This window comes from Rossellomorea sp. ABR4_012, from assembly GCF_056159545.1.
Genome location: NZ_JBSWVK010000002.1, coordinates 526,078 through 538,456, shown reverse-complemented (window position 1 = coordinate 538,456; position 12,379 = coordinate 526,078). Strand labels below are relative to the sequence as shown.

Annotated in this window: 15 protein-coding genes; 3 read left to right on the top strand and 12 right to left on the bottom strand. The window is 42.4% G+C overall.

From position 1 onward, the window contains the following. Positions 1-4: 4 nt before the first annotated feature. From ACXAFV_RS12325 to ACXAFV_RS12275, 11 genes are all read right to left on the bottom strand, one after another. A complete protein-coding gene (locus tag ACXAFV_RS12325; RefSeq protein WP_475126823.1) occupies positions 5-220 on the bottom strand; it encodes a heavy-metal-associated domain-containing protein in 216 nt (71 codons plus the stop codon). A 31-nt stretch (positions 221-251) separates the two neighbouring features. Continuing rightward, a complete protein-coding gene (locus tag ACXAFV_RS12320) occupies positions 252-713 on the bottom strand; it encodes a CopY/TcrY family copper transport repressor (protein WP_475126822.1) in 462 nt (153 codons plus the stop codon). A 213-nt stretch (positions 714-926) separates the two neighbouring features. Next, positions 927-1,610 (bottom strand): ABC transporter ATP-binding protein, encoded by a 684-nt coding sequence (locus ACXAFV_RS12315; protein WP_475126820.1) that lies wholly within the window; start codon positions 1,608-1,610, stop codon positions 927-929. Next, entirely contained in the window at positions 1,610-2,692 is a 1,083-nt protein-coding gene (locus tag ACXAFV_RS12310) for an ABC transporter permease (protein WP_475126819.1), read from the bottom strand. The genes ACXAFV_RS12315 and ACXAFV_RS12310 overlap by 1 nt, the downstream gene beginning before the upstream one ends. A 114-nt stretch (positions 2,693-2,806) precedes the next feature. Then, a complete protein-coding gene (locus tag ACXAFV_RS12305) occupies positions 2,807-4,189 on the bottom strand; it encodes a sensor histidine kinase (protein ID WP_475126818.1) in 1,383 nt (460 codons plus the stop codon). Continuing rightward, entirely contained in the window at positions 4,186-4,860 is a 675-nt protein-coding gene (locus ACXAFV_RS12300) for a response regulator transcription factor (RefSeq protein WP_475126817.1), read from the bottom strand. Before ACXAFV_RS12300 ends, ACXAFV_RS12305 begins: the two co-directional genes overlap by 4 nt. A gap of 163 nt (positions 4,861-5,023) precedes the next feature. Further along, positions 5,024-5,224: a cold-shock protein gene (locus tag ACXAFV_RS12295; RefSeq protein ID WP_032086162.1), complete on the bottom strand. Its 201-nt coding sequence runs from the start codon at positions 5,222-5,224 to the stop codon at positions 5,024-5,026. 226 nt (positions 5,225-5,450) lie between these two features. After that, complete coding sequence (locus ACXAFV_RS12290) at positions 5,451-6,695, bottom strand: DUF418 domain-containing protein (RefSeq protein WP_475126816.1); 1,245 nt, start codon at positions 6,693-6,695, stop codon at positions 5,451-5,453. A 107-nt stretch (positions 6,696-6,802) separates the two neighbouring features. Then, entirely contained in the window at positions 6,803-7,051 is a 249-nt protein-coding gene (locus tag ACXAFV_RS12285; RefSeq protein ID WP_475126815.1) for a hypothetical protein, read from the bottom strand. Positions 7,052-7,431: 380 nt separating this feature from the next. Then, positions 7,432-8,193, bottom strand: a complete 762-nt coding sequence (locus ACXAFV_RS12280; protein ID WP_475126813.1) for a MerR family transcriptional regulator — start codon at positions 8,191-8,193, stop codon at positions 7,432-7,434. Between the two features lie 152 nt (positions 8,194-8,345). Continuing rightward, positions 8,346-8,927: a vWA domain-containing protein gene (locus ACXAFV_RS12275; protein ID WP_475126812.1), complete on the bottom strand. Its 582-nt coding sequence runs from the start codon at positions 8,925-8,927 to the stop codon at positions 8,346-8,348. Between the two features lie 98 nt (positions 8,928-9,025). Between ACXAFV_RS12275 and ACXAFV_RS12270 the strand changes: the two genes are divergently transcribed. Both ACXAFV_RS12270 and ACXAFV_RS12265 read left to right on the top strand, forming a co-directional pair. Then, positions 9,026-9,517 (top strand): hypothetical protein, encoded by a 492-nt coding sequence (locus ACXAFV_RS12270; protein ID WP_475126811.1) that lies wholly within the window; start codon positions 9,026-9,028, stop codon positions 9,515-9,517. Positions 9,518-9,755: 238 nt separating this feature from the next. After that, complete coding sequence (locus ACXAFV_RS12265) at positions 9,756-10,508, top strand: phosphorylase family protein (protein WP_475126810.1); 753 nt, start codon at positions 9,756-9,758, stop codon at positions 10,506-10,508. Between the two features lie 172 nt (positions 10,509-10,680). Here ACXAFV_RS12265 and ACXAFV_RS12260 read toward each other — a convergent pair whose 3' ends face one another. Beyond that, positions 10,681-11,553, bottom strand: coding sequence for an AraC family transcriptional regulator (locus tag ACXAFV_RS12260; protein ID WP_475126808.1), 873 nt, complete (start codon positions 11,551-11,553; stop codon positions 10,681-10,683). 271 nt (positions 11,554-11,824) lie between these two features. On the opposite strand from ACXAFV_RS12260, the gene ACXAFV_RS12255 reads away from it, so the two are divergent. Continuing rightward, positions 11,825-12,331, top strand: a complete 507-nt coding sequence (locus tag ACXAFV_RS12255) for a ferritin-like domain-containing protein (RefSeq protein ID WP_475126806.1) — start codon at positions 11,825-11,827, stop codon at positions 12,329-12,331. Positions 12,332-12,379 lie beyond the last annotated feature (48 nt).

Sequence of the window (12,379 nt, the reverse complement as noted above, 5' to 3'; positions counted from 1 at the left end):
TTTATTATTTAGTCGGCTCTGATTTGTATCCGGCTTCAGTAACTGCTTTGCTTAAGCTCTCAGGAGATTGCTTTGATTCGTCATACTTCACTTTAGCGGATGCATTCTCAAGATCGACTTTTGCTTTTTCCACTCCATCCAGTCCATTAAGCGTTGTTTCTACTTTCTTCACGCAGTTTCCACAAGTCATTCCTGTTACTTTTAATAATGTTTTTTCCATGTTTGAACACTCCTTAAAATTTTTGTAATGATTAATGCTGGCAGTTCATGCCGTGATCTTTCTTACAGGTGCACTGGCCTGGGACGCAGTTGCATGCGACCTCGTCGACAGCGTCCTTTTTCTTGCTTTGTAAAACTTCCTCGAGCATCGCGATATCGTCATGACTAAGGGTTGCATCTCCGATGAGATCGGCAATCGTCTTGCCGACTGCACGGCTGCAGATGTGATGAAACAGTCCTTCCTTCAATGTTTTAAGACTTTCTTCCTCACTGACGGCAGCGGTGTAGATAAACCGGTTGCCGACCTTTTTTGTATGAAGCATGCCTTTTTTGACCAGTCTGCCAATAAACGTCTTGGTCGTCGCCGGCTTCCAATCTCTTTTGTCTTCAAGGACTTTACTAATTTCCTTGCTGGTCACTTCTTCAAGCGCCCAGACGACCCTCATGACTTCCCACTCGGAATCCGTGATCTCAGGCTTTTCTTCATTGGGCAAAGGATAACACCTCACTTTCGTTTACATTTGTAATCAACTTATGATTAGAGTTTACAACTGTAATCGTCTTTAGTCAATCATTTAGATTTATTTTTTTGAAAAAGGGCTTTTGCCCATCCAACTTTATTATTTCACTTGCCGTATGCTGTTATAAACTGCTTAGAAAATGCATAGAAAAAAGCTGCGCAGTTTACGAGCCTGCACAGCTTTGGTTCATATTCTTTTCTTAAGCCTACCGTCATTCATCTCATAAATGGCATCACATAAATGAAGGATGCTTTCATCGTGGGTGACCATGACGGCAGCTTTCTGCTTTTCTTTCACCACTTTTGAAATGAGTTGGATGATTTCGATGCTTTTGCTGGAATCGAGGCTCGCTGTAGGTTCATCCGCCAAGATGAGGTCCGCCTCATTCATGAAGGCGCGGGCAATCGCCACCCTTTGCTTTTCCCCTCCGGACAGCTGAAAGGAATAGTGGTCGGCACGATGATCGAGTCCGACAGATTTTAAAAGACCTTCCGCCCGAATCTGCGTTTCCTTGTTCCACTTACCTGCCAGTTCTGCGGGCAGCTTGAGCTGCTCTTTTACTTTCAGATAAGGAACAAGGTTGGATGATTGAAAGATATAGCCGATTGAATGGAGCCTTACCTCTGTCTTTTGTTTATCCGAAAGTGGGAGGATGTTCTGACCGTTGACAAGCATTTCTCCTTCGTCAGGGGATAGCAGTGCACCCGCTATGGAAAGAAACGTGCTTTTCCCTGATCCCGACGGCCCGAGTATGGCGATCAGCTTTCCTCTCTCTGCTTTAAACGATACAGAGTGCAGGACATCGATTCTCTTATCTCCGTCCCTGAAGGTTTTTCGGATTTCTCCCAGTTCCAGTGGATATGTCTTCATTATTCAGCCCTCCCCATGGCGATCAGCGGATCTGCTTTCACGATATTGGCTGCAGATAGTAACGCGCCAGCCATTGAGACGATCAGCAATACACCTGAAAATGTCAAAATAAGTTGAAAATCGAATACAAACGGGATGTCTCCGGGAAGCCAATTAGGCAATAAAGCAGTGAACCCGATTGATGCCCCAATGCTGATGAGTGATAGTATCAGTACCTGAAAGAGGGTGGAGCCGATCAGGAAGCCGTTCTTTGCCCCGATGGCTTTCAGGACCCCGAATTCGTTCATTTTCTGGATCGTCATGATAAAGAAGAAGGCAGCCAGGACAAAGACAGCGATCACGATAAGAAAGACCAGCATCATATAAAGTGAGTTTTGCTCAGCTTGATAACCAGGGATACCTCCGATTACTTCGTCTTTTGAAGTCCATATACCGCCTGAAACATTGGATTTCATGTCGTTCTGAAGCTCACGATTTTCTTTTTCTAATACAAGTGCATTCACTGTATCCTTTTCATTCACCGGTACCAGTTCGTTCCACAAATCGATATCCATGAACACAACTGGTGTATGGCTGAATGTCTGATGTTCAGTAAATCCTGAAACGGTAAATGTTTTGCCAAACTGCTCGTCATAAAGCGTGTCACCGATTTCAATCCCCTCTTTTAGAAGGGATATATCTGCAATGACGGAGGGATTTGTGGACTTTAGTAGCAACTTTCCTTCCGTCACTTCAGGCATCAGGTAGCCATCGGATTTGACCGCCATGACGGTGACATCCACACTTTGATAGCTTCCTCCTTTTAACAATGAACGTATCTGCACAATCAATGGTTCGAGCCCCGCAGATGATGTTTCAAGAGGGATTTCCACCCGCGACCGGTCAATGCGTGCTTCTGCATCCTCATCGATATAGAAAGCATAAGCGTCCATATTCTGGATAGATGAAGCATTGTCTGCCGACAGACCATTCGCAAGGCCGCTTATGATAAACACGAGAGAAGCAACAAAAAATAGGATGAAACCGATGAGCAGATACCTCATTTTGTAAAAGCGGATTTCTTTTAATGACAAGGAAAACATGTCTTTTTTCACCTTCCTTAGTAATAACTACTCTCTTAGAGTACTTCTTGATTATGAACGGAAGATGAACAACTAAAAAAAGATCAGTCATATATCTCATGACTGACCCTTCATTTACTTCACAGGAAGCTCTACCGTAAATGTGGTCCCTTTTCCAGGCATGCTCCTAAACTGAATACTTCCTTCATGATGATTGACGATAGTTGACACGATGGATAAACCGAGGCCGGTCCCTTCAATCGTCTGGGTCCTTGAAGTATCTGCACGGTAAAACCGGTCAAATATCCGGTCGCTTTCCTCTTTAGAAATTCCGATGCCGGTATCCCTGAAAGCGACTGAAATCATGCCTTCATGCTTTTCTACATTGACATCAATCGTTCCATGGGGACGGTTATATTTAATCGCATTCGACAACAGGTTATCCCAGACGGTGTTGAGAAGGACCCTATCACCTTTTATTTCATGATCGGGCAGGGAATAGCCCAGCATGATCCCCTTTTCGCTGATTTTCCATTGATATTGTCCGATGAGTTCTTTTAGTTGTTCCGAGACATTGAATGTTTCCATCTTCAACACGTCATCATTTCGATCAAGAGATGCCAAGAGCAGTAATTGCTTAGTTAAATTTGACAGCCTGTCGATTTCTCCATTCATGATGGAAATATACTGATCTTTTTCGACCGCGGAAAGATCTTCACTTTTCAACAAGTTCGAGTATCCTTTTATATTCGATAAAGGCGACTGGATATCATGGGAGATGTTTGAGATAAATTCCTTCCTTACCTCATCGAGTTGTTCAAGCTGCCTGGACATCTGTTGAAAGCTGTCTGCAAGCTGACCGAGTTCGTCCCGCCGTGTGCGGCCCACTTCCACATTGTAGTTCCCCTGGGCAAGCGAATGAGTCGCCTTCGTAAGCTTTGTAATGGGCCTGACCAGATAACGGGTCCCGATGATGACCAGCACAATGCTTAAAAACAGGGTCAATGCCAGCAGCCAGCCGAATAACAGATGCATCTCATTAAAGAGCAGCTTGATGTCGGGACGGAGGAAAAGTGCGTATCTTTTGCCATCATGATCGACTGGCACCCCGATCGTATTGGATAATTCATTGGCAAAAAAACCCGTCACAAACGTTTTACTGGGAAAATCCTGTATCCCGTGATAGATTTCCCCCTCCATCACGGTTTCAACAGCAGACCTGTCCAGACTGTTGTCACGGAAAGGAGCCCCAAAGAACGCACTTTCTTGAGACTCACCATCCACCAGATAAAATTGATAACCAGCAGAGGATACATGTTCTAAATATTTATTAATCCCCACTTCTGGATGATCCTCTATAAATCCGGACACTTCTTGCCCGATCCGTGTATTTTTCTGATCGTTCTTCGGTTTCAAATATTGCTGATAATAGAGATTTGATAAGATGAACGCAATGATCCCGCTTAGAAGCATGATTCCGATTGTATAGACAGTGAATTTTACATACAAAGACTTCATCGGTTCGTCTCCAGCAGATAACCCACTCCGCGGACCGTCTTAATACGAAAGTCATTTGTACGGCCGGAAAGACGTTCCCTCAAGCGTTTCACATGGACATCCACCGTCCGTTCATCGCCTTCATAATCGACTCCCCAAATTCTTTCGATCAGCATATCACGTGCCATCACCTGGTCTGGATGCGACATGAACAAATAAAGAAGTTCAAACTCTTTTAATGGAAAAAGAAACGTCCTGTCTTCCATCCTGATTTCATATTTATTTCGGTCCGCTGTCACCCTTCCAATCCTGATCATGTTTTCGTCCTCTTTTTTATCATACCTGCGGGTCAGGGCTTTTAAGCGGAACAGCAGCTCTTTCGGCTCAAATGGTTTTACGAGATAATCATCAGTTCCTGACTGGTATCCCCGCTCTTTGTCTTCGATTTGCCCTTTTGCCGTTAACAGGATGACGGGAATGTCGTAATTCTCCCTAATTTCCCTCGTGAGGTCATACCCGTCCAAATAAGGCATCATCACGTCCACAACTGCAATGTCACATGGTTCTTTTTTCAGGACATCGAGCGCCTCCATCCCATTTTTCGCCTGATGGACGCCATAGTCCTCCTGTGTTAAGTGAACCTTCAATAGATTTAAGATGCGGGGATCATCATCTACGATTAGCACGTTCATCCATTTCACTCTCCATACAAGACATTCTTCTGTATTGCCTATACTACTATAACCCTCCGCCTTCAGTCACTTTTCTTCCACTTCCAATTGTGGATCATCTCCTCCTTCTTTAAGATAAAAAAAGGACCCTCAATTAAGAGAGTCCTTTTTCGGCAAAAAGCTATTATGCTTTAACTACGTTAGTAGCTTGAAGTCCACGTTGACCTTGCTCAGTGTCAAATGTAACTTTTTGACCTTCGTCTAAAGATTTGAAACCTTCGCCTTGGATAGCTGAGAAATGTACGAATACATCTTCTCCACCTTCGATTTCGATGAAACCGAAACCTTTTTCTGCATTAAACCATTTTACTGTACCTTGTTGCATAATTGTTTCCTCCTGTGTGGATCGTTCCACAATTTATTACTATTATTGCTCAATTAGATATCAAAGGCGAAAAGTTTAAATACTTTCATTCCTTACAGACCGAACAAAAATAATTCTTTCTTAGAGTAACAGGTATTGAATGAAATAGCAAACTTTATTTTACGGAAATTCGTTTCGAAAAAAAGGAAGTCACTTAAATATCAGCAAATCCCTGCAGCCGGCCAGTTTAAACAGCTGTTTCTTTCCCATTATCTACCGATTCAGCCTTTTTGACCATCGGTTGGAATTTAAGATAGGTAAACGATCTCCATAGCCATTCAAATGGGCCGAACCTGAATTTTTCCAGCCACCACGTACTGAATACTATTTGCAGGGAGAAGATGACAAGGCAGATAGCCGTGCCCAGCCAAAGGCTTACATCCCCATAAAAGCCCAACCCTACAAAAAGTCCGACAGAAATGATCGTTTGCATCAGGTAATTAGTCAGCGCCATCTGACCTGTGTATCCAAGCGGACGAAGCTTGCGCTGCCACTTTTCTTTCCTCAACAAAAGCGTGAGGGCTGAAATGTAAAAGAAACACAGGGACAACCCGCTCAAGCTCGTGAACACCTGCACGACAAATTCCTGCTTCACACCTAAATCCCATACCTTCGTCATGTACATGGCAAGAACAAGAACTAAAGGGATACTGATCACGAGAGACATAGTGCGGATTTTCTTAATGAACGAGACGTGCTTATCTATGTCGCGGAAGATGCCGGCTTTTCCTGCAGCCAATCCGAATAGGAACATGGCAAGTACCGGAAACATGGCCGGAATCAAATTCGCAAGCATCGCCGGTACTTCGGTTCCAAGGCGGTAGGATACCCACTCGACGTAGCTCCCGTGTTCGTATACATGTAGATAATCCTCCATACTGCCGTATGCAGCACGTGCTATTCCCTCTGTCTCTGCCGCTTCAAGAAAACTTGATGGAATCAAGAGCATCAAGGCGAATAATGCATTGATCGCAAACAACAAGCTGAATGCCCAGATGACCATCGTCTTGATCTTTCTTTTATAGAAGAAAAGAAGCAATAAACCTGCGATGGCATACGTATGAAGGATATCCCCGAACCATAGGCCGATCAAATGTGCCGCGCCGAATAGCAGCAATGCGAAGATCCTTCTCAGGTACAGCCTGTTCATGCGCAGACCCTTTTCCTCGGCGCGGCTCATGAAAATGTAAAAACCGAGCCCGAACAAGAAAGAGAAGATCGTGAAAAATTTCATGTCGACAAACAAAGCAAAGAACACATCGATCCAGTGATTTACCCCGCTGTAATCAGATGAAATCCCATACATCGATTTCATGAAATCAGGTGAATGGAACGTCGGCATATTCACAAGGAATATACCGAATAAAGCAAAACCGCGGATGATGTCCAAGGTGATCATCCGTTCTTTCCCTAATACCGGTGACGACTTCATTGATTTTCTCCTCTTCAGTTGATTTTGTATATATTTTACAATTATATTCCTATAAGATTATATAACAAAAGAAGAGTGAATGAGTACAACTATTTTTTGTGCTGTTATTATTCTTTTAAATTCTTTTGAATGGTTTTGTTTGAAAAGTGAAGCTGTCTCTCTGCCGATTTACGCTCATCCTTGATATGTTTCAGTGTCACGATAAGGCTTGTGAAACCTGCAGTAAAAGAGCCTGGCAGACTGTAAAAAAGGTACTTCCAATCACCAATCATTAATGAAATCACTGTAAAGATAATCGGAAAACCGATTAAAACGAATAATGACGTATAAAGGGCGGCCTTATTTCCTGCTTTCAAAACAATCATCCTTTCTTAACCGTTCACTAGCATTAATATCTAAGTATAAAAGTTCTGTTTTTATTTTCCATTTCCTTTATTTCGAGAGAAAATACATGGTTATAAATAGAATAGTATATGAGAATGGTCAAATCGATATGAAATATTTTGATGGTTACAATCTGACGAAAACAGACAGCAAAGGTCTTATTACGATCTTTGCTGTCTGTTTAATCTTTCTAATTCTGTTTCTATTTTAAAGACTAGTTTCAAGATCGGCCTGGCTACCTACCATAACAGGATCTCCCTTTCCGTTAGAAGTTTTATTATTAAAACATATATTGTTTTTATAGGGGACAATACAGAGAGTCCCTGTCCTCTGAATGCCCCCTTTCTTTCTATTATTTCATTCCAGTGTAAACATAGATTGCATCTCTCAGGAATTCCGCCACACCGTCTTGTTCTTTGTCATAGTAGGCTTTGAAGCGTTCATCTGCTACATACATATCTCCGAGGCCGGCGTGTGCTTCCTTGCTGTATTCCGGCCAGTACATGGAAATCCATTGTTTGTGCAGCTCGGCCGCTTTCTGGGCGGCATCACTTGATGGATCCCCGGTTTTAAAGGCTTCCGCTAACTTTTCGTGGATACCTTCAGCGAGCTTGTTGGCACGCTCATATTCTTCATGAGACATATTTTGAAGTTTTGCGTTCGATTGATTAACGGTATCGTCGCCATACTTCCCTCTTATTTCTTTTCCATATTTACGTTCATTTTCATCAATCATGTCTTTTTTGAATCCTTCAAATTTCTCTTTATCAGACATCGTCATTCTCCCTTCCTTTACGGCAATGGTTTTATCGACATTGGCAATCAGAAGATCGAGTTGTTTTCTTTTTTCCAGTAATTGTTCACGGTGTTCAGCCAATGCGCTTGCTAAGTCAAAAGTGGGATCCTCAAGAATATCCTTTATTTGTTGAAGTTCAACGCCAAGTTCCTTGTAAAAGAGAATTTGCTGCAGCTTATCGATTTCCTCTTCCCCGTAGATCCGGTATCCTGATGAATTGATCCTGGCCGGCTTCAGGATACCGATCTCATCGTAATACCGAAGGGTCCTGGTGCTGACACCCGCTAATTTCCCTAGCTTATTCACGGTATATTCCATTGATCTCACCTCCTGACAATTTAACTGTACACCTTGACGCCGCGTGAAGGTAAAGGGGTTTTTCAAAAAAATTTCAACCGTTATTATTTTTCGTAGAAGACTTCGCTTTCAATCACCCAGGAAGCCTCAACTTGCTTCCTGTTTCATAAATGTTAGTCTATCCTTCTCTCGGATACCGCATCACAAACCATATCATACATCTTCACGACACCTTCGTTTGAGGCTTCGAATGAGAAAGAATCTTTCTTTTGGATACCGAGCGACTCTGCTTCTTCTGCTGCGTCTATGTTAGCACCCATGAAGATGAATTCCCAACTGTATTTCTCCTTCTGATGTTGGATCATGCTCTTCACTTTTTCATAGGTATACTCCCGACTGGCGTTTTCCATGCCGTCTGTGGTGATGACAAAGATTACATTACCGGGCTTCCCTTCTTCCTCCGTTTGGGACAGTCTTCTGCCTGCTTCCGAAATCGTTTTTCCGACTGCATCGAGTAATGCCGTACATCCTCTCACATAGTAATCTTCATCTGTCAATCTTGCATGGTTTGCATCGATTCCATTCCACAGGATCTCTGATTGGTCATCAAATAGCACGGCTGTGAGGCGTGTTTCACCTTTTTTACACTGCCTGTCGATAAATGCATTAAAACCGCCGATCGTATCGCTTTCCAGTCCTCCCATGGACCCGCTTCTGTCCAGCAAGAAAATAATTTCAGTCAAATTCTTATTCACCTTCATCTTCCTCCCTGTTGGTTCATGGTATAATCATAATGGAATATATCCATTATTTGGTCGCCTGGAAAGCGACATTTTGGAAGGGGGTCTGTCCTTTGCTTCAAAAATATTTATTAGACGAAATAGAGGAATACGTATCCTTTCATCTTACTAACAACACCATGGATTTCTGCCTTGAAGCTCCCCAGAACATTTATGAGGAAGAACTGGTCCCAACTGAATTGGAGGATTTTATCAACATCAACCGCAAACCAACTTTGAATCAGGTACTATTTCAATTCATTGATGAAAAGGGGGTAAGCGATTCTGTGATCTACAAGAAGGCAGGGCTGGATCGCAGGCATTTCTCGAAGATCCGCTCAAACCCTGAGTATCACCCTAAGAAATCCACCCTGATTTCCCTTGCCCTCGCCCTTGAGCTCGACACGGACGACGCAGAAGATTTGTTAAGCACAGCAGGATATTCCCTATCCGAGAGTGAGACATTTGATTTGATCATCCAATTTTGCCTGAATAAACGGATTTACGACCTCCAAACCGTTAATGACTTACTGGATCATTATGACTTAAAGCCATTAAATGCATGAAAAAAAGCGGTTGACGAATCTAAATAGTTCAGTTTTAAGGTAACTAAACATAACATCACATTTTTGAGTCCAATTCACACGAGAATTGGATTCTCTATTTTTGTTGATATGACAAGTGGACAATGGCTATAGGTTATATGTCACAAGTTACGCTGAATCTACTTACGATAAAAATCCCACATTTTAGTAAAAAATGTATAATTTTTATAGTACTGTATAGGCAAAGGGAGTGGGAAAGTTGAAACTTTATGGCGAATTTACAAAGAGAGATTGGTTAGATGCTTTAGGCGTAGAGGAACATCAAATTCCTTCATCGTTTATCATACACGGTGAGTGGAGCCACGAAGAAAATCTTAATCTATGGAAAGAGATTTTAAAGGAAGAACTGTGGCTGCCTAAATGGAACACTATAATCGGGAAATGCAACGGAAATAATATTGGTTTTGCAAATGTATATGGCAGCCCTATTGCAACTACGATTACTCACCAATTTGCTTCAGTAGGAACCGAAAACTTTATTCAAACTGGATATTTTGGAGGTTTATCTTTTGATGCAAAATATGGCGATATTCTCATTGTTTCAGAAGCAGAAATGCAAGATGGAACATCACATTGGTATCTTCCTAATGACAAAACCGTTAAATCTGATGAAAAACTCCTCAATGAAACCATAGATTATTGTGAAAGAAAGGGCTATTCTTATGTAGTAGGCAGTGTACTTTCTACAAGTGCAATGCTCCTTGAAACCCACGAAATGATTAGTGGTTGGGCTTTAAACGGTCATATTGGAGTAGATATGGAAACGGCAACAACTTTGGCAGTAGCCAAAAAGTTTAATAAGAAGGCGATTGGTTTGTTAAACTTATCTGACCACTTAATTGCAGGGGATACCCTATATTCCTACACAAGAGAAAGAGAGTTAATTGAAGCAGAAACAGATGAAAAAATAAGGGATGTAGCCCTTTATTTATCTTCAATTGCAGACAAGTGATAAAAATATTTAAAAGGTATTGGTTTGAACCAATACCTTTTCTTATGCCATTTTATATGTCGTTTACTGTTTTTTTGTGAGTCTAATATACTTGTTAAATAGGCATCTTTTTTTCATTTTTCCACTTTACAACTGAACTACTTAGGACGAATCCCTGCTCTATTTTCATGCATCATTTTTTCCTGATCGGTATCCAGATCTCACTTCTAAAATCAGGTGAACTGACATCCTTATGCTCATTCCAGAGGATTTCAGGGCCCTCCACCTGTTCATAATTCGAAGACGGGAACCATTCAGAGTAAATGCGTCCCCACACATTTTGAAGCGTATCCGGGAATGGGCCGACGGCTTCAAATACGGCCCACGTCAATGCCGGCACTTCAAGCTTTTCAAAGTGCACGGGGCATTCTTTTGTGGTGACTGCCCCGATGAAATGATCGAGTTCCCCTTTTTCCTCCATCCTGCCTTCAGAGAAGTTGACCGAGGCACTGATCAATCCGGAAGGTTCGATATTGGAAAGGTTCTTCATCTCGCTGATCATCCCTTCATTCAAGCTTTTCCACATAGAAGCAATCTCGGGGTTGACTCCGTTGAATATGATCGGCACCCTTTTCTTTATGCCAGCTATGCGAAAGGCTTCCTTTTCTACGATACGATAATTCATTTCTTTCCCTCCATCTATGGTTAATTGGAAGGTCATTTTTGGAAAGGCTTTAAGGGCACTGCCGTTTTCCCTTGCTTCTGTCGGGGTACACCCATGAAATTCTTTGAAGGCCCTCGTAAATGAGTCAGGTGAACGGTATCCGAATGCAACCGCAGCATCGATCACTTTTACATTATGATCTCTCAGCTCTTGAGCAGCCAGAGTCAATCTTCTCCGCCGGATATACTCCGACAGGCTGATGCCGGACAAATAAGAAAACATCCGCTGAAAGTGGTATTCGGAACAAACCGCACGCTTAGCGACTTCCTTCAAGTCAATTTCATCCGACAAATTCGCTTCAACATAGGTTAAAGCCTCATTCATTTTCTGAAGTGAATCCAAGTGAATGACCTCCTTTACACTCTTAGAATAGCAGGGATTTTATTGGTGTACCCGACAGTTCCTGCCGGGTTTTGCAGGCTTAACGTTCACGGTGTTTCCTGAATCCATCGATCATGTTGCAGAGTATATTCTTATACTATTATGGATGCAACAATCTACAGATACAACGGAAGGAATTTTTTTAGAATGGTATTCTGTGATATATGCACTTAACAGACTACCATTTACATACGATAAGGTGACAAGAGAAATAGTAGGAGGATGTTTGTTTATGAATAGATTCCCTTACCAGTTTGGACCTATTTCCGGAAGTCCCTTTTCTTATTGGAATAGGCAAGGGGCAGAAAATTACGGAGCAAAGGGCGCCCTGAACGCTCCTGACCTCACCTTGCCTGAAATGCTTACCTATGCCATGCAAGATGAATATTTGGCTCAATCAAGATACAATGCAATTCTTGGAACATTCGGATCGATTCGTACATTCGAACGAATTAAAGAAGCGGAGCTAAGGCATATTTCTGCACTGGTACAACTATTTAACATGTACGGAATCCCTTTGCCTCCGGATGTTTCACAGTCTTTCATTCAAACCCCTTCTTCGGTAAAAGCAGCATTTGCCCAAGGTGTTCAGGGAGAAATTGAAAATATCGCTATGTATGACAGGTTTTTAACCTATGACCTGCCCGCTGATGTCAGATTCGTGTTTACGAACCTGCGCAATGCATCAGTGAATCACCTTGCTGCATTCGAAAGAGGGCTTGCCAGGAAGCAGAGATGAACAAAGGCCCGTCCCGCAGTGCGTTAAAGCAGTGCAGGCGGGCCTTTG